General features: G+C 60.4%; 11 protein-coding genes and 2 pseudogenes. 7 read left to right on the top strand and 6 right to left on the bottom strand.

Features of this window, described 5'->3' with window-relative positions; genetic code table 11:
- From KSS96_RS23975 to KSS96_RS23965, 3 genes are all read left to right on the top strand, one after another.
- Window positions 1-1,458 (top strand): N-acyl-D-amino-acid deacylase family protein, encoded by a 1,458-nt coding sequence (locus tag KSS96_RS23975; RefSeq protein ID WP_065876573.1) that lies wholly within the window; start codon window positions 1-3, stop codon window positions 1,456-1,458.
- A gap of 133 nt (window positions 1,459-1,591) precedes the next feature.
- Window positions 1,592-4,099, top strand: a complete 2,508-nt coding sequence (locus KSS96_RS23970; protein ID WP_217855371.1) for a dermonecrotic toxin domain-containing protein — start codon at window positions 1,592-1,594, stop codon at window positions 4,097-4,099.
- Window positions 4,100-4,187: 88 nt separating this feature from the next.
- Window positions 4,188-4,556 carry a glyoxalase superfamily protein gene (locus KSS96_RS23965; RefSeq protein WP_116079762.1) on the top strand — a complete coding sequence of 123 codons (369 nt, stop codon included), beginning with the start codon at window positions 4,188-4,190 and terminating at the stop codon, window positions 4,554-4,556.
- Between the two features lie 73 nt (window positions 4,557-4,629).
- Here the strand turns inward: KSS96_RS23965 and KSS96_RS28415 are convergent.
- The 3 genes and pseudogenes from KSS96_RS28415 to KSS96_RS23955 all read right to left on the bottom strand — a co-directional run.
- A pseudogene (locus KSS96_RS28415) lies at window positions 4,630-5,223 on the bottom strand (methyl-accepting chemotaxis protein); the annotation flags it as partial.
- Between the two features lie 261 nt (window positions 5,224-5,484).
- Window positions 5,485-6,549: pseudogene (locus tag KSS96_RS28410) on the bottom strand (methyl-accepting chemotaxis protein); the annotation flags it as partial.
- A gap of 192 nt (window positions 6,550-6,741) precedes the next feature.
- Window positions 6,742-12,489 carry a membrane-targeted effector domain-containing toxin gene (locus KSS96_RS23955; RefSeq protein WP_217855369.1) on the bottom strand — a complete coding sequence of 1,916 codons (5,748 nt, stop codon included), beginning with the start codon at window positions 12,487-12,489 and terminating at the stop codon, window positions 6,742-6,744.
- A 178-nt stretch (window positions 12,490-12,667) separates the two neighbouring features.
- On the opposite strand from KSS96_RS23955, the gene bamJ reads away from it, so the two are divergent.
- Window positions 12,668-13,285 (top strand): BamJ family beta-barrel-assembly machinery protein, encoded by a 618-nt coding sequence (gene bamJ / locus KSS96_RS23950; RefSeq protein ID WP_017531131.1) that lies wholly within the window; start codon window positions 12,668-12,670, stop codon window positions 13,283-13,285.
- Between the two features lie 58 nt (window positions 13,286-13,343).
- Here the strand turns inward: bamJ and KSS96_RS23945 are convergent, their stop codons facing one another.
- The 3 genes from KSS96_RS23945 to KSS96_RS23935 all read right to left on the bottom strand — a co-directional run bounded on the left by KSS96_RS23945 (window position 13,344) and on the right by KSS96_RS23935 (window position 15,266).
- Complete coding sequence (locus KSS96_RS23945) at window positions 13,344-13,601, bottom strand: PA4570 family protein (protein WP_017531130.1); 258 nt, start codon at window positions 13,599-13,601, stop codon at window positions 13,344-13,346.
- 162 nt (window positions 13,602-13,763) lie between these two features.
- The gene (locus KSS96_RS23940; protein ID WP_017531129.1) at window positions 13,764-14,105 is read right to left on the bottom strand and encodes a zinc ribbon domain-containing protein YjdM; all 342 of its coding nucleotides are present in this window, start codon (window positions 14,103-14,105) and stop codon (window positions 13,764-13,766) included.
- 192 nt (window positions 14,106-14,297) lie between these two features.
- Complete coding sequence (locus tag KSS96_RS23935; RefSeq protein ID WP_017531128.1) at window positions 14,298-15,266, bottom strand: polyprenyl synthetase family protein; 969 nt, start codon at window positions 15,264-15,266, stop codon at window positions 14,298-14,300.
- A gap of 239 nt (window positions 15,267-15,505) precedes the next feature.
- On the opposite strand from KSS96_RS23935, the gene rplU reads away from it, so the two are divergent.
- The 3 genes from rplU to cgtA all read left to right on the top strand — a co-directional run bounded on the left by rplU (window position 15,506) and on the right by cgtA (window position 17,529).
- Window positions 15,506-15,820: a 50S ribosomal protein L21 gene (gene rplU, locus KSS96_RS23930; protein WP_017847748.1), complete on the top strand. Its 315-nt coding sequence runs from the start codon at window positions 15,506-15,508 to the stop codon at window positions 15,818-15,820.
- Between the two features lie 34 nt (window positions 15,821-15,854).
- Window positions 15,855-16,112 carry a 50S ribosomal protein L27 gene (gene rpmA, locus KSS96_RS23925; RefSeq protein WP_003176049.1) on the top strand — a complete coding sequence of 86 codons (258 nt, stop codon included), beginning with the start codon at window positions 15,855-15,857 and terminating at the stop codon, window positions 16,110-16,112.
- Between the two features lie 193 nt (window positions 16,113-16,305).
- Window positions 16,306-17,529 (top strand): Obg family GTPase CgtA, encoded by a 1,224-nt coding sequence (gene cgtA, locus KSS96_RS23920; protein ID WP_003176048.1) that lies wholly within the window; start codon window positions 16,306-16,308, stop codon window positions 17,527-17,529.
- The last annotated feature ends 32 nt before the right edge of the window (window positions 17,530-17,561 follow it).

Below are 17,561 nucleotides of genomic sequence, written 5' to 3'. Positions count from 1 at the left end.
ATGAAGTACGACACGCTGATTCGCCAGGCGATGGTCATTGATGGCAGCAACACGCCTGGCTACGTCGCCGATGTGGGGCTGCGCGAGGGGCGTATCGAGGCGATCGGTGACTTGTCCACCGCCGTGGCCGCGCATGATATCGACGCCCGTGACCGCGTATTGGCGCCAGGTTTTATCGACGTGCATACCCACGACGACACCGTGGTGATCCGCCAGCCGCAGATGTTGCCCAAGCTCAGCCAGGGAGTGACCACGGTGATCGTCGGCAACTGCGGCATCAGTGCCTCGCCGGTCAGTTTGCGCCGTGATCCGCCAGACCCGATGAACCTGCTGGGCACGCGTAAGGCGTTCACCTATCCGCGTTTCGCCGACTACCGCGCCGCGGTGCAACGCGCCCACCCAGCCGTCAACGTTGCGGCGCTGGTCGGCCACACGGCGCTGCGCAGCAACCATATGGACGACCTGCACCGTACCGCCACGGCGGAGGAAATTACCGCCATGCGCGTGCAGTTGCGACAGAGCCTTGAAGCTGGCGCGCTGGGTTTATCCACAGGGCTTGCCTACGCCAGCGCGTTTAATGCCAAGACCGATGAGGTACTGCAACTCAGTGAAGAGCTGACCGCCAGCGGCGCGGTGTACACCACCCATTTGCGCAGCGAATTCGAACCGGTGCTGGAGGCCATGGACGAGGCGTTCTTGATTGGCCGGCATGCCAGGGCGCCGGTGATTATTTCCCACCTCAAATGTGCCGGCGCGGGGAACTGGGGGCGTAGCCCGCAGCTGTTGGCGGCGTTGGAACATGCCGCGAAAAGCCATCCGGTGGGCTGCGATTGTTATCCCTATGCGGCCAGCTCTTCGACCCTGGACCTCAAGCAAGTGACCGATGCGTTTCGCATCACCATCACCTGGTCCACGCCGCACCCTGACATGGGCGGGCGTGATCTGCAGGCTATCGCGGCAGAGTGGGGCGTTTCGCTGATGAACGCCGCGCGTCGCCTGCAACCGGCGGGCGCGGTGTATTACGGCATGGACGAGGCGGATGTACGACGCATCCTGGCGCATCCATTGTCGATGGTGGGCTCTGATGGCTTGCCGGAAGATCCGTTTCCGCACCCGCGATTGTGGGGCGCGTTTCCACGCGTGTTGGGGCATTTCAGCCGGGATGTGGGGTTGTTCCCGTTGCACACGGCGGTGCACAAAATGACCGGCTTGTCGGCCGCGCGTTTCGGGTTGTCGGAGCGCGGCGAAATTCGTGTAGGGCACCGGGCGGATCTGGTGTTGTTTGATCCCTTGCGGGTGCGCGATGTAGCGGATTTCAAAACGCCGCAGCGTGCGGCGCAGGGCATTGATGAGGTGTGGGTCAACGGCGTTCTGAGCTACCACGAAGGTCAGGCAAACGGGCAGCGGGGCGGGGTTTTCCTGGCGCGTTCCGGCAATTTGAACGCGGGTTTCCAGTAGGTTTCACGGCCGTTGTCGGCGCGGTTGAAACGCACGTGCAGAGCTGGATATCGGGCTAATGAGCGCTTACAAAAGGCCCGTTGCCCCTGAAAGGGCACTGCTTATGATGCAGGCCCTTTCATGGAGAACCTGTATGCGAGCACCCCTGGCTGAAATGCGTTGCTTCAACAAAGATTATGCGAGCCACCTTCCCCGTCGCGCCGCTGCGCCCACCAAGTCGGCTCCAACGCCCCTCGCTGAAGGCATGGGGGCATTTCCTTTTCCTCGCGACACGATCAAGGCCTGGATCCAGGACAAAGTCTTCGCTGCCACCGGCCAGCGAATTGATCCGGACAAAACCTACCTGCATCAGTTTTCCAGCACTCATACCGTAGCGTCCGGCGGCACGTCTACGGGTTGGCAGCACAACGGCCGCCCCGAAAAAACCATGACGCTGACCGACGCTGTCGCCAGTGATTTCTTTTCGGCGGAGCGTTATGGCGCAATCGGCGAAGCCCAGGCGGTGACGCATTTTCTGTCGTCCAATGTCAGTCCGTTCTCCATCTTCCACAGCGAAAGCGTGTCGGATTTCTTCAGTCGCCTGGGGCGAACGATCTTTGATAGAACCGGGCCTGGTTATATCTATTCGAAAATCCATGACGATGTGCCGCAACTGACGGAAAGCTGGCGTGATCTGGATGCCGCCTATGGCCTCTATCTGGATGGCCCGGAAAAGGGCCGTTATGACGCCGACAACGAATTGCGCCTCAAGCCCAGCGAACTGTTGAACATCGTGCGCGAGGGCGACCTGCAAAAGAAGGTGCTGGCCAAGCTCGATGCGTTTTGGTCAGGGCACATGCCGCAATGGCGAGCCATGGCCAAGGGGCAATTCGTCAAGGAGGCCAAGGCGGCCTTGGCGCTTCACCAGGCAAACCCTGCTGAAGGCCTGAGCCCGCAGGATTATCAAAGCGTGATGAGGGCGGCGGCTGCGAATGTGCCACTGGAGGGGCCGGCGACCCCGGCACAGTGTCTGGCGCTGGCGGCCCCTGATCCGGATAGCAAAGTGTTGGGTTTTGACATCAATGGGTACGTCGCCAGCGATATTCTGCGGTTTGTCTCCAGGGACGGCTCCGAGGTGTTGTATGTACCCGGCGCGACGCCTGCGCTCCTCAAATTCAATGACCGCGTGGCGTTGAACCGCTGGGTGGCGGAGCAAGGCAAGGACCCGGCCAAGGCCATGGCGCTGGCCCAGCACTTCTCCCTCAAGGATCGCCAGCAAGGTATTTTCGGGGCTCTGAGTGTCAACGGCGTCGACAGCGCGCTACAGAAAATAGGCGCCGGGACCATGGCGGCGAACGGTAACCACATCAACAGCCGCAACTACCCGATTGCCGAGGACGTGTTTTCGGTGATGGCCAGGCAAACGCGAGAGCGGATTGCCAGCGACACCGACACTGAAATGAAATCCAACGCAGAGGTCTACAAGGACAACGCGCTGGGCATGCTACAGGCGGGGAATGCGCTGCTTTCCATTCCCTTGGCGTTACTGGGGCCTATCGGCCTCGCCATCGGCGGCGCGGCACTCGGCGCCCAGGTGGGAATGGAAGTCGACAAAGCCGTAGAGGGTGATACCCAGGCCGAGCGGCAGGCAGGGTTGCAGGGGGCGGTCATGGATGTTGCCACGCTTGCGTTCTTTCATGCGGCGGGCAAAGCCGGCGCTTCGTTGGGTGCCGCCCGGGCGCCTGCTGAACGTACGGCTTCCGCCGGCGTGAATAGCGGGGGTGCCAAGCCGTTCTTCAATTACAGGCGGGTCAACGGGCAGGTCGGCGTATTGATGAGCCCGACCCGGCCGCATGCGCTGGCGCTGCCCGAGCCCGAGTTGAACCCGGCCTGGGATCCGACCATGGAGGTTTACCTTGAGCCTGGCCGCAGGCGCGCCGCTTCCGGCCCTCGTGTTGATGAAGAGCAGGCAGGCTCCGGAAAAAGGCTGAAACTGCACGAGCCGCAGGCGCAGTCGCCGGCCTCGCCGGCCTCGCCGGCCTCGCCGGCCTCGCCGGCCTCGCCGGCCTCGCCTGACTCGCCTGACTCGCCGGATTCTGTGGCATCCGACGCCACATCATCGGCGGACTACAGGCCCTACGATGACAGCGATGTCATACGGGAAAACCCGTTCCAGGCCAATGTCCAGTTGCCGGCCGGTGGGTATTTCAACAGTCGGGGCATGATCGAACGCACCGACTTGCCCAAGGTTTATCGCGTAGAGAAGGCCGAGCGTGTAGAGCGCCGTGGCGACCCCGAGCATTACGGTTTCATGAACTCCAACTATTTTGCCGGAGCGGAAAAAATGCGCGACGGCAATGTGCTGGTCACGTCGCGTTCCATGGAGGGCGCCATGCAATTCGGGGACAGCGAATTCGGTGGCAACTACAACCTCTATGAAATCGACAGCCAGGGCATTCCGGCCGTTTCCTTGAATGAAAATATCGACCTCAACCCGCAATTTTATGAGCTTCGCGAGCACATGGATCCGGGTGAGATCGCACACGCGCGTGCGAATGGAGGGCTCAAAGGGTTCTCCGAAGGGGCCTTTGATTTTGATGAGGTCCATCTGGATAACGACTTGGTGGGCAGCAGCAGGATCCGCCGCATTCGCCAGCGGTAGGCGCGCCTGGCCTGACGTTCACACACGCCTGTTTCTCGGTTAGTGTGGCGGTCCATCAATAGGGAGTACTGACGTCATGGAGCAGCCTGTGCAGTGCGGGAAAGTCGTTCCGATTTTGCGCATATTCGACGAAGCCAAGGCGCTGGAGTTCTACGTGGACTTCCTCGGGTTCAAGGTTGATTGGCAGCATCGTTTCGAGGCGAACTTCCCGTTGTATCTGCAGGTGTCGTTGGGGGAGTGCGTGCTGCATCTGTCCGAGCACCATGGCGATGCCTCACCGGGTGCGGCGGTGCGGATTCAGGCGCAAGGCGTGGATGTGTACCAGCAGCAATTGCAGGGCAAGAGCTACCGTTACGCCAAGCCTGGGGTTGAGCAAACGCCCTGGGGCTCGCGGGAGATGAGCATCAAGGACCCATTTGGCAATCGGGTGGTGTTTGTCGAGGAAGGCGAGGGCTGAGCGGCAGGTAATGCCGGTCAGTTAACGGCGGTGGCGAGGGAACAAGCTCCCTCGCCACGGTGATTGGCCGGGTTTAAACGCGGAAGTGGCTGACCATCTGCTGCAACTGGCTACCCAAGCGTGCCAGTTCCACACTCGACTTGGCGGTCTCATCACTCGCCGTGGCCGTCTGCTCCGACACATCGCGCACATTCACGATGCTGCGGCTGATCTCTTCGGCCACGGCACTTTGCTGTTCGGCCGCGGCGGCGATCTGCTGGTTCATTGACTGGATGTTCGAGACGGTACGGGTGATGTTCTCCAGCGATACACCGGCCTTGCGCGTCAGCTCAACGCTACTGTCGGTGAGGCTGCGGCTGTTGTTCATCACGTTGGCCACTTGCTGGGTGCCGTTCTGCAAGCCGGCGACCAGGCCTTCGATTTCTTCGGTGGACTTCTGCGTGCGCTGCGCCAGGCCCCGCACTTCGTCGGCCACTACCGCAAACCCACGGCCGGCTTCACCGGCACGCGCCGCTTCGATCGCCGCATTGAGCGCCAGCAGGTTGGTCTGTTCGGCCACGGCCTTGATCACATCCATCACGCTGCCGATCTTATTGCTCTCTTGTTGCAGATGGCTCATGGCGTCTGTGGAGCGCGCCACTTCGGCGGCCAGGCGCTCGATCTGGGCGATCGCTTCGGCCACCACCTTGTCGCCTGCACGCGCTTGGCCGTCGGCATCCGCCGCCGCCAGCGAAGCCTGTTCGGCGTTGCGCGCTACTTCCTGCACCGTGGCGGTCATTTCATGCATCGCGGTGGCGACTTGATCGGTCTCGATCTTCTGGCTGTTGACGCCGGCGCTGGTTTGCTCGGTCACGGCCGATAACTCTTCGGCGGCGCTGGCGATTTGCGTCACGCCGTCGCGAATCCCGCTGATCAGTTCACGCAAGGTGCTGCCCATGCGCTGGATGCCTTGTTGCAACACACCCAGTTCATCGCGGCGGGTGACTTGGATGTTGTGGCTCAGATCGCCCGAGGCAATCCGCTCGACCACGGCCAGGGTGTCTTGCAATGGGCGGGTGATTTGGCGGGTGATAACCAGGGCAGCGATGATGCCAACCAGCAGGGCCAGCAAGGTGCTGGTCAATTGCAGGCTGCGGGCCTGGGCGCTTTCGGCGTCGCGGCGGTTGAGCTGGATCTCGTAGAGCTTGTCGCTGATGGTGACGATGTCTGCGCCTTGAGTAGTCATTTCGGCACGGGCGGCGACGATGTTGGCGTTGGCCGCCTTGTAGTTCTGCACGGCGGTGCGGTACGCGCCCAGGGCGGTTTCCAACGCGCTCAGTGCGCTTTGCTGGCTGGCGCCGAAGGCGCTGCCGAGGTCTTTCAGGCCAGCGATGGTTTTTTCGATCTGCGCGGCAGCGCGGGCTTCGGTGTCGGGGTTGACGTTAGCGGTATAGCCACGCACTTCGTAGCGGGCCGACAGGAATTCGAATTTGGCATTGGTCACGGCCTGGAACTGAGCGAAGCGTTCCGGGCTGTCTGGCATCTGCTGCACCGTGGCATCCAGTGCGTTGATCTGGGCGTTGGCGATGTCGGCCTTGTCGCCCATCACCTGGCGAGAGGCGTTGCCGTTACGGTAAGCCTCGCGCATTTTGTTCAGGGACTGCTGGTAGGCGGTGATGATCGCTTTCTGTTCGTTGAGCAGCTTGACGTTTTCCGGGCTCTTGAAACTGTCGAGCAGTTTCTGTTGCTGGGCGGCAAAGGCGTCGAGGCTGGTCTGTACGTTTTGGGCCACGGCTTCGTCGCCGTTGGCCAGCATGTATTGCAAGCGCACGATACGCAGTTTGGTCAGCGACGCATTGAGCTGGGTGATGTCGCTCATCCAGTTGCTGCGGTCGATCAGGCCGCCCAGGCTGGTCCAGCCGGTAAGGGCCAGGATCGAGGTGAGGACGAGCACCAGGCCAAAACCCAGGCCCAGTTTGAGGTTGACGCTGATGTTACCGAACCAGCTGTTCATTACTATGCCTCCAGGCACGCAGTCGATTTGTTTTCTGGAGCTGGAAGTTTTTGTTCTTGATGCCAGCACACAAAGGTGTACGCCCGTATCGGCCGCAAAATCTTGAGCTGTAGTAATTTTTTAGCCGCGCAGGGGTGGCCCCCGACGAATGGGTAAGATTGCCTCCGGGTGGAGGCAATCAATGAGGGGCGGTTACGGTGCGGGTGTCAGTTGTATGACGAACCTCAGTGCATGAATCAGGCTGTCCTGCGACAGGAAGCGCTGATCTTTGAGCGCCTCCCAGCGGTCAATGAAAAAGTGCCCGGTGTCATCCATCTGGATGGGCGTGGAGACCACCTGACCGCTGTTGGATTTGTGCAGAAGGTTGGTTTGCTCAGGCGTGGGGCGCTCAATCAGGAAATGGCCGGTGTCCCTCAACCGCGAGCGGTCCAACGGCACGAACGGCTCAGGGGCTTTTATACGCTCAAAGCCCATATTCAGTACGAAGTCACTGCGCAAGGCACGCCATTTGGTTTCGCTGAATACCTGCCAACTACCCGGCTCAATACCTTTTGCGAGGTGGGTGGCGCTGTCGCGTATGTGCAAACTCAATACGCCGTGTATCGGCGCCAGGCCCGGGATGCCGAGGTAAGTATCGGTATGCGCGGAGCCCACGAACGCCACCCACTTGTGCGCACCGCGCGCGGCCTGGTCGGCCGCTATCACGCGCGATGCGAAGTAGCTGAACATCACGTTGCGTAGGGCATCCGGGTCGCCGAGTGGCGCCGAGCTGCGTTTGAGCCCTTTGAGGTTATAGCTCGCCGCGCAGTCAATGGCCTGCACGCGAATCCCGTACTTGTTGGCCGCCTGCAACACGTTGGTGTAGGTGTACGGGCCGGTGTAGTTGACGGTCTTGCCATCGTAAAAACGCATCTGCCCCAGGTCTTGGCTTTGCACAAATGCTTTGAGGCTGTCGGCCAGTGTTGCTGTCTGGTTGAAGGCGCTGAGCTCGAGCTGGTGCAAATCGGTTTGCAAGTGCTCGAAGTAGAGGGTTTGAACGCCCTGTTTTTTCAGGTCGGCCATGTGCTCTATGAAGAATTTCTTGGCCGATTCCGAAGCATGGGCTTCGCCGATCACCAAGCCCGAGGAATAAGCGTACGCCTGCTCGATAAAGTCTTTTTCCGTGCGCAGCAACGTTGGGTCGGGTAGCGAGGGCCTGGCAGGCGCCGTGTAATCACTGAAGAACTCATCGGCGGTGGTGAGAAGGCGCCGCCGGGTTTCGATAAAGGCGGTGTAAGCCGCTTGCGCTTCAGGAAGCGCCAGCGTGTAGTTTGAGTCCAGGCCTCTGCGCATCATCTGCAGTTTGCGCAGTTGTTCCCTGAGGGCTGGGGCAACATCGAATGTGTTGAAGTGGGCCGGCTCGGGTAACGCAGCCACGGTCGGCACAAGGGGCGGCGGCAGCGTCGGCGAAGGGGGGCGGGCGGCTGGTTGGTAAGTGGTTTTCAGCCTCAGCCTGAAATCCACCGGGTCGCTCCAGATGCCCACCGCCGAGTCCGTGGCGACGTCGTCGATACGCAGGCCAATGGCGTTGTTCAAATCGGCCAGCCCGGGGATTTGCTCCGAGGTGCGTACACGGCTGTGTTCCACCAGCGCCACCCAGCGTGTTCCCGGCTGGTCGGCCAGATCGGCGCTGATCGCTTTATGTGAATAGAAATTGCGCAGGGCGTTGGCGCGTGGCGGGGCCTTGGCGTTTTCGATGATATGGAAGGCGTGGGTCAAGTCATAAGAGGTCGCGGCGTCGAGGGCCTTGAGTTCAATGCCGTGCTTGCGGGCCGTTTTCATCAGGTTCAGGTAGGACGGCGCAGACCCGCCGGCGAGGTTGAAGGTACGGTCCACGCTGCCCAGGTGTTTTTCGATATGCCGGGATGAACCCTTGGTGTTGAGTTTATGCAGCTTCTCGCGGAACACGTCGTTAGGCAGGTGTTCGATGTACAGGCGCTTGACGCCCTGACGGGCCAGCACGCCCATGTTATCGATCAGGAACTGCTTGCTGGCGATCGACTCGCTCACCTCGCCGAGCACCAACCCGTCGCTGTGTTTGAACAGCGCATCAAGGATCTGCGGGTGCGCGGCGTCGCTGGCCAGTGGCGGCAATGAAGGGCGCGCAACGCTGGGCCTGGAGGCGGAGAAAAACGCTTCGGCGTCTCGGCTCAACGTGTCGACCTGCTTGAGGTACGCCTGATGAATGGGTGCCATGTGTTCACGATGTTTGTCGACGAAATACAGGCGTGGAAGCACCGGGTCATCGCTGATCAGTGAGCGCCTGAAGTCCGGCTTGAGCAGGCGCTCGACATCCCGCCAATGGTGCGCATCGATTTCATAAGGCTTGAGTGCGTTGTATGTGTCGGGCAGTTTTTCATATTTGGGCGCGCCCCCCACGACGCCTGAACGTCGCCAACCGTCTGTGGTTTTTTCCACCAGTCGTGCGGTTGAACGCAACTGGCCGCTGGCGGGGTCAAGGCGAAACAACAGGAAGCGCCCCAACGGATCGGGCGTGGCGGGCGCCCAGTACCAATCGCCACGGAACAGCACCGGCTGCATGTGTTCGCGTGATGGGAGTGGGGTTTGCAGAGAACGCGTCTGCGCGATGGCCTGGCTGGCAGGCGTACCTTGCAAGCTTGGGCGTATGCGCTTGCTGAACGCCTTGATCGAGCCGAGGGCGGGGCGCAGGTCGGTGAACAAGGCGCCGCCTGCGTTGAGCAAGTAACCGATCAGGTGTTGCAGGGCGGCATCGTTATCGCCTTGAACGTAAGCCTCCAGTGCCAACATGGCGTCCTTGAAGGCCAGCAGCAGGCCCGTGCCCAGGCTCAGGACTGGAAAGGGCGCGGTCGCGACCGCCACGACCCATTCAACGCAGGTCCACACAATCCCCATGATCATCTGTGTGCGGTTATGGGTGGTGGCGAACACATCATCAATGCGGCGTTGCAGCTTCATGTTGTACAGCTCGTGGCGCAAGTCCATGAGCGGGGCGACGCGTTCGAGGCTGTCGTAGCGCGGCGCGCTGGGGGTGGTTCTATTGATGTGCTCGGGCAGCTGCTCGCGGGCGTTTTTAAGAAATTGCCCGACGCGAGCCTGGGACTGGATGGGCGCGCGCTTGGTCAGGTAGCCCACCATCCCACTGATCGTTTTCAGTGTGTGGTTGAACAGGCGTGCTTCGCGAAACACGATGTGATCGGGGGCTTTTGGGGTGTAGAGCAGCACCGGGTTATCCGCGTGGCTGAACAGCAAAGTGTCGATGATCCAGTCACCGTCTATCACCAGGCGATGGATCTTGTACTGCTGGCGAACGGCTGCGGATTTATCGCCCATGCTTTGAATGGCGGCTTCAAGCCAAGCCAGATCCATGCTGCTGATATGGCCATTGAGCTGGCATTCCAGGGCGGCATTGCGCATTTGCAGTTGCGTGATTGCCAGGGTCGCCTCGCGGCGTTTGTCGTAGCCGGGGCTGTTGGCGTTTTGCAGCTTGGCACGCACTTGGTTGATATAGCGTTCGCCGATCCAGGTACCGCGCACCGACGCCGCGACCTTCTGCGCAGTCAGTGGGCTCAGGTCGATACCTTCCGGGCCTTTGAAGGATGCGGATTCAGCGAATGCCTCGTTCAGAAAACCGATGCTGTCGTCATACCCATCGCGGTACAGCGTGGTGTAGTTGACCGGCGCCGGTGTCGAGGTCACAAAGTGCTTGGGGTAATAGGCCCACACCTTGTCCGGGTCGACATCGTTTTGTCGACGCCCAAGCAATCGGTTAAGGGCGGTTTTCGCCTGTTGATGCACATAGGCCTTGAAGCCGGCAAAGGCGTTGTCCGATTGCGGGTCGGCGTTGTAGGTGCGCAGCGCGCCTTCGGCGTCGTCGGCCAGTGTCAGCAACTTGCTGCGGTTGGCCGCGGTCGTCGATCGGTACCACGGCGCAGTGCTGGAGTCGTGGTCGTCCAACTGGGTGGCGATGAAATGTGCGGCCATGCTGGCAAGGCAATCGGCATGGCTGCAGGGGGTGTCGAATGTGACTTCTTTGTATTCCTGTTCGTGGGGCTTGAAGCTCAGGCCCATCAAGGTTTTTGCCATGGCCTCGCGAAACCGTAGGGCAACGCGTTCCAGCAGGTAATCGCTCATGGTTTTGCCGGCAGCGGAGCCGCTGTTTCGGCTCCAGCTCAGCACGTGGGTCTGACAGGCGATCTCACTGTCGAACGCCATGAATTGTTCTGGCCTGGGCGCGGAGGGCGTACACAGCAACAGGCGAATGGGCTTGCCGTTGCTGTCGACCTGGCGCAGTACCCACAGGTCCTGGAGTTGGGCCCCATGCAGCGAGAGGGTCGATGCACTCAGGCTCGGATCGTTGCCCAGGCGCAGGTTCTGGATCAGTTGGTAGTCCGGCTCGCTGATGTGCTGTTGCAGCAGGGCGGCGTAGGCCAGGCAATTGATGCGTTGATCCAGCATGTGCTGGATGGCCTCCTTGAGCCCGGGCCTGCCATGAATTTCACGCTGGAGCTGGGTGAACGCCATGCGGGGCTGCACGGTTTTGAGCAGTTGCGCCAGATAGCGCGGCGTCAGGTCTTGGTAACGCTCGGGCAGTGGGTCGCCAGCGTAACTGAGCGTGGTTTTTTCGAGAAAGGCCGAGCCGGGATTTTCGTCGCCGGTATGCAGGCCGCGAAGGGCCAGGTCGGTCAGGGACTTTTTATGCTCGTAGGCACCGACCTGCGGCACGTGGCGTTGCGTGGTAACTATCAGTTGATCGGGGTCCAAGTCCTGGATGTCGAGATCGACATCCAACTGTTCGATCAGTTGATAGTGTGCCAGCGCCTGCGGTGAGGCGGCGGGGCCAAAAAACTCGGCCAGTGCCTGGCGGGCCTGGTTGTAGTGCTGAACATGCTCGGCGAGCGAGGTGCGCCTGGCTGTATCGGCGCTGCGGTACCAGTCCGGTGCGCTGTAGCGCAGGCTGCGTTCCAACAAGGCTTGGGCGCGCATCTCAAGACGCTGGTCGTAGGTGGGCAGGGCGGCGCCGACGGCTTTGTCCAGGTATTGATAGAGCTGCCTTGCGCTGTGCTCGGGGTTGTCGATAAGGCTCAGTGCCCGTTCGATGTCCTGCGTGCGCTTGCTGATGCGGGCGTTGTAGAGGTGTTCAAAAAGGGGCGCGTCGTCGATTTTTTCCAAGGCCAGGGGCCAGATTCCTGCCACGCTGAGCGCTTGGTACTGCTGCGCCAGGCAGTCGGCGAATGCTGGGCGCAGGCTGGCGCTGTGAACGGCGTGTTGTAGCCAGGTATCGAGTTGCGCCAACGAATCGAAGGCTTCCAGGCCGCGGGAAGGCAGGAACAGCAGGAGGGGGCCAACGTTGGCGTCGCCGCTCAGGTTTGTAACCACGGGTGTGGGTTTTTCAGTCAGCACAAAGGCGCCGGCGACTTCGACACGTGTGTCCTGGTAGGTGAAGGTCAGTGCATACAGGCCGGGGCGCGCGTCGGGGCCCAGGGATATGTTCTGGATCGTTGTGCTCCAGTCCGGATGAAGCAGACGATCCTTGGCGAGCAGCTTGGCCTCGTGTTCCAGGGCCAAAATGCCGGCCTCGAAGGTGAGGTAGGTCTTGCGACTCTTGTTCTCGATCTGGGTGCGCTCGTCCAGCTCCTTGAGTGCTGGGTTCAGCTCAGCCTTCAGCCGGGTGATCAGTGCCTTACCCTGCGCCGTCTGCAGGTCGCTGTTTTCAACGGGTTGATACAGGGCGCGGGCACTGTGCAGCAGGGTCTGGTTATGGGTTTTGAGGGCCTGGTTCAGGCGCTCCAACTCAACGAGTTCCTCAGGTTTGGCCTGAGCCTTGATCGGGGCGCCCTGCAACAGGTAATCACTGATCTGTCCCAGGTCGTTGCGTATCTCCTGGAACGTCGGTGGGCGGTCAAGTGGGGTGGGGGTCATGTCTGAAGCTCCTTGATATTGAGGGGCTCAGCTTGTCGCCCGGTACCCGGGGCTCGGTAGTAGATACATAGCCGCCAGACGCGGGGCTCATCGGGAAGGGGGCTTGTGTGCTAGTCTGCGGGCCCTTTTAGTTTTGGATGGCGCGGGAAATCGTGTCGTCCTACAGCGGAGCCTCTTCATGTCCGAAGTTAATCTGTCCACCGACGAAACCCGCGTCAGCTACGGTATTGGCCGTCAATTGGGCGACCAACTGCGCGACAACCCGCCACCGGGTGTGAGCCTGGACGCGATCCTGGCCGGCCTGACCGACGCGTTCGCAGGCAAGCCAAGCCGTGTTGACCAAGAGCAAATGGCGGCCAGCTTCAAGGTTATCCGCGAAGTCATGCAAGCCGAAGCAGCTGCCAAGGCTGAAGCGGCGGCTGGCGCCGGTCTGGCGTTCCTGGCTGAAAACGCCAAGCGTGATGGCATCACCACCCTGGCTTCCGGCCTGCAATTTGAGGTGTTGACTGCCGGTGACGGCGCCAAGCCGACCCGTGAAGACCAAGTGCGTACCCACTACCACGGCACCCTGATCGACGGCACTGTGTTCGACAGCTCCTACGAGCGCGGCCAGCCTGCAGAATTCCCGGTAGGCGGCGTGATCGCCGGCTGGACCGAAGCCCTGCAACTGATGAATGCCGGCAGCAAATGGCGCCTGTACGTGCCGAGCGAACTGGCCTACGGCGCTCAAGGCGTTGGCAGCATCCCGCCGCACAGTGTTCTGGTGTTCGACGTCGAGCTGCTCGACGTTCTGTAAGACCTGCTGAAGCGGTGGGAGCGAGCCTGCTCGTTCCCACCGTTGTTGGCTGGTTTTTTCATGGATGGAATTTGCCATTCAGCTCTGTCGCCGGGCGCAACGCACGGGCATAGCAGAACAGAAACAGATTACGCACCACCTCTTTCAACACACTCGGTTCACTCGAACTCAGGCCATTGACGTCCAGGTCGCCCTGGTCCTGTAGCTCATTCAGCGCTTCTTCTTCCAGCACCGCACAGACTTCACCGGTTTCCCGATGCAGGATGCGCAGGTAAGGGTGTGGACGGTCCAGCCAGGCATCGATCAAATAAGTCATGGGGCGCATCTCCTTGATGGGTTTCAATGAGAATAATTCTTATTCGTGGAATAGCAAGAGCCTATTGGCGGTTTCCGGTTTTTTTCTGTGTGGATATTGAGAAGGGTCAACGGAGAGGGCAAAACGCCATCCCGCGGCGGGCGCGGGATGGAAGCAACGTATTCAGACTTTGCGCACGAATTCGGACTTGAGCTTCATCGGGCCGATACCGTCGATCTTGCAATCGATATCGTGGTCACCGTCACACAAGCGGATGTTCTTGACCTTGGTGCCGACTTTCACGACCAGAGACGTGCCCTTGACCTTGAGGTCTTTGATCACGGTAATGGTGTCGCCGTCCTGCAGGACGTTGCCCACAGAGTCTTTCTTCACGGTTTCATCGCCGGCCACTTCGGCCTCGCCGTTGGCGGACCACTCATGGGCGCATTCCGGGCAGATCAGTTGGGCGCCGTCTTCGTAGGTGAATTCGGAATTGCATTTCGGGCAGGGTGGCAACGTGCTCACTAAAGCTCCTCGGGAGTCAGGGATGGCTAAAAGTCGCACATTATATAGGGTTTTGTGCGCGGGGCGGTCTGGAATTGGCAATACACACTAAATGTGGGAGGGGGCTTGCTCCCGATGGCGGTGTGTCAGCCAGCAGATCCGGTGACTGACATACCGCCATCGGGAGCAAACCCCCTCCTACATGCAACTATTTTAGTGCGTACGCGCCACCGCAAATTCACTCAGCTCAACCAGGGCATCCCGGTATTCGCTGGCCGGCAGGGCTTGCAGGCATTTGATTGCGCGGGCCACGTAGTCACGCGCCAGTTGCGCGGTGTAGTCCAGCGAGCCCGAGGCTTCCACGGCAGCGCGGATGCTTTCCAGGTCTTCGATGCCGCCTTTCTGGATCGCCTTGCGCACCAGGGCGGCCTGTTCCGGCGTGCCTTCGCGCATGGTGTAGATCAGCGGCAGGGTCGGCTTGCCTTCTGCCAGGTCGTCACCGACGTTCTTGCCCAGGGTTTCGGCGTCGCCACGGTAGTCGAGCAGGTCGTCCACCAGTTGGAACGCCACGCCCAGGTGATCGCCAAAGGTGCGCAGGGCTTCGGCCTGTTCGACGGTGGCGCCACACAGCGCGGCGGCGCTGTGGGTGGAGGCTTCGAAGAGCATGGCGGTCTTGCCGCGAATGACTTCCATATAGGTTTCTTCGGTGGTGCTGGCGTCACGCACCTTCGACAGTTGCAAGACTTCGCCTTCGGCGATGATGCGCGTGGCCTGGGAGAGAATCTTCATCACCGGCATCGAGCCCAGCTCGACCATCATTTCGAACGAGCGCGAATACAGGAAATCGCCCACCAGCACGCTCGGGGCGTTGCCCCACATCGCGTTGGCGGTCTCGCGGCCACGGCGCATGCCGGACATGTCGACCACGTCGTCATGCAGCAGGGTGGCGGTGTGCAGGAATTCGATGGTGGCGGCGAGCAGGCGCAGGTCATCGCCTTCACGGCCCAGGGCCTTGCCACACAGCAACACTAATAAAGGACGCAGGCGTTTACCGCCCGCCGACGTAATGTAGTCGCCAATTTTGGAGACCAGCGGCACTTTAGACGTCAGCTGCTGCTTGATGATGCCGTCGACGGCGCTAAAATCGTCCGCGACCGCGCGGTAGAAAGCTTGGGGTTGCATCAGCGACAGTCGCTCCAGAAGGGTTGCGCGGCATGCTAGGACCCTGACCCCGCAGTGTCAAGGCGCGATAGACGGCCACTTGCAAGGCCTCAATAGCTTGCGTACAATCGCGCACCCTGAACTTCCTGGGCAGCACCTGCCTTACGCAATTGCATTCGGGACGTCCATCCCATGCAGCCATGCCAGCCAATACCTCTTCTTATAAAGAGCTGGGTGAGCAGGATTATCGGAGAAATACCATGTCGTACGCAGTAATTGTTACTGGTGGCAAGCAATACAAGGTCGCCCCAGGTGAATACCTGAAGATCGAAAAACTGGAACTCGCTACTGGTGACTCCGTGACATTTGATCGCGTTCTGTTGGTCGCCAATGGCGATGACGTGAACATCGGCGCTCCAGTTGTTGCTGGCGCTACCGTTGTGGCTGAAGTGATCTCCCAAGGTCGTCACGATAAAGTCCGCATCATCAAGTTCCGTCGTCGTAAGCACCACATGAAGCGTATGGGCCACCGCCAGTGGTACACCGAGATCAAAATCACCGGTATTCAGGCTTAATTTCAGCCTAATTCCTCACTAGGAGAATTGACTCATGGCACACAAAAAAGCTGGTGGTAGTACCCGTAACGGTCGCGACTCAGAAGCCAAACGCCTTGGCGTTAAGATGTATGGCGGCCAGAAAATCATTCCGGGCAACATCATCGTGCGTCAGCGCGGCACCCAATTCCACGCCGGTTACGGTGTAGGCATGGGTAAAGATCACACCCTCTTCGCGAAAATCGAAGGCGTGATCAAGTTTGAAGTAAAAGGCGCGTTCAACCGCCGTTACGTGAGCGTTGTCGCAGCTTAATTGCGAGATCGCTGGAAAAGCCCTGTCTTGCGACGGGGCTTTTTCGTTTGTGGAGTGAGTCTCTTGCAAAGCTGTTTGTAATGGGCTCAGGCGCTGGATAGGCGGTCGCTGTTTGAGGTCGCTGCGCTCATTTTTGCAAGAGTCTTATGTCTTGGTTTTTTAAGCTCGTCCGTGCGGCGAGAGGCGTTTTGTTATGAAGTTCGTTGATGAAGTTTCCATCCGAGTAAAAGCAGGCGACGGCGGTAACGGTTGCATGAGTTTCCGTCGCGAAAAATTCATCGAAAACGGTGGCCCCAACGGCGGTGACGGCGGTGACGGCGGTTCCATCTACATGATGGCCGACGAAAACCTCAACACCCTGGTCGACTACCGTTACACCCGGCACTTCGATGCCGAGCGTGGCTCCAACGGCGGCAGCACCGATTGCACCGGTAAAAAAGGTGAAGACCTGGTACTGCGCGTACCGGTCGGCACCACGATCATCGACTCCGCGACCCAGGAAGTGATCGGCGACCTGACCAAGGCCGGCCAGAAGCTGATGGTGGTGCAGGGCGGCTGGCACGGTCTGGGTAACACCCGATTCAAATCCAGTACCAACCGTGCGCCACGCCAGACCACGCCGGGCAAGCCGGGCGAGCAGCGTGACCTCAAGCTGGAAATGAAAGTACTGGCGGACGTTGGCCTGTTGGGCCTGCCGAACGCCGGCAAAAGTACCTTCATTCGCTCGGTCTCGGCCGCCAAGCCGAAAGTCGCCGACTACCCGTTCACCACCCTGGTGCCAAACCTGGGCGTGGTCAGCGTCGACCGCTGGAAAAGCTTTGTGATCGCCGATATTCCCGGCCTGATCGAAGGTGCTTCCGATGGCGCGGGCCTGGGGATTCGCTTCCTCAAGCACTTGTCGCGCACGCGTTTGCTGCTGCACCTCGTCGACATGGCGCCGCTGGATGAGACCAGCGCAGCGGATGCGGCCGAAGTGATCGTCAGCGAACTAACCAAGTTCAGCCCGGCTCTGGCCGAGCGTGATCGTTGGCTGGTGCTGAACAAGTGCGACCAGATCCTCGAAGAAGAGCACGAGGAGCGCGTCAAGGAAATCGTCGACCGCCTGGAGTGGACGGGTCCGGTCTACGTGATCTCGGCCATTGCCAAAGAAGGCACCGAACGCCTGACCCGCGACATCATGCGCTACCTGGAAGACCGCGCCGACCGCCTGGCGGCCGACCCGGTGTACAAGGCCGAACTCGCCGAACTCGACCAGCAGATCGAAGACGAAGCCCGCGCCCAGTTGCAAGCCCTGGACGACCAGCGTGCCCTGCGCCGCAGCGGCGTGAAGTCGGTCCATGACATCGGCGACGACGATTGGGACGAAGAAGACGTGGATGATGAAGACGGTCCGGAAATCATTTACGTGCGCGACTGATTCGTTGCAGTAAACTTAAGCGCCGCTCACAT

Origin of the sequence: Pseudomonas asgharzadehiana (genome assembly GCF_019139815.1) — a bacterium.
GTDB lineage: Bacteria > Pseudomonadota > Gammaproteobacteria > Pseudomonadales > Pseudomonadaceae > Aquipseudomonas > Aquipseudomonas asgharzadehiana.
This window is presented reverse-complemented; position numbering and strand designations above follow the sequence as displayed.

Coding starts and splice junctions, on each gene's coding strand:
- KSS96_RS23935 (WP_017531128.1), bottom strand. CDS start 15,266: ATGCAACCCCAAGCTTTCTACCGCGCGGTCGCGGACGATTTTAGCGCC.
- rplU (WP_017847748.1), top strand. CDS start 15,506: ATGTCGTACGCAGTAATTGTTACTGGTGGCAAGCAATACAAGGTCGCC.
- KSS96_RS23945 (WP_017531130.1), bottom strand. CDS start 13,601: ATGACTTATTTGATCGATGCCTGGCTGGACCGTCCACACCCTTACCTG.
- cgtA (WP_003176048.1), top strand. CDS start 16,306: ATGAAGTTCGTTGATGAAGTTTCCATCCGAGTAAAAGCAGGCGACGGC.
- KSS96_RS23955 (WP_217855369.1), bottom strand. CDS start 12,489: ATGACCCCCACCCCACTTGACCGCCCACCGACGTTCCAGGAGATACGC.
- KSS96_RS23970 (WP_217855371.1), top strand. CDS start 1,592: ATGCGAGCACCCCTGGCTGAAATGCGTTGCTTCAACAAAGATTATGCG.
- KSS96_RS23975 (WP_065876573.1), top strand. CDS start 1: ATGAAGTACGACACGCTGATTCGCCAGGCGATGGTCATTGATGGCAGC.
- rpmA (WP_003176049.1), top strand. CDS start 15,855: ATGGCACACAAAAAAGCTGGTGGTAGTACCCGTAACGGTCGCGACTCA.
- bamJ (WP_017531131.1), top strand. CDS start 12,668: ATGTCCGAAGTTAATCTGTCCACCGACGAAACCCGCGTCAGCTACGGT.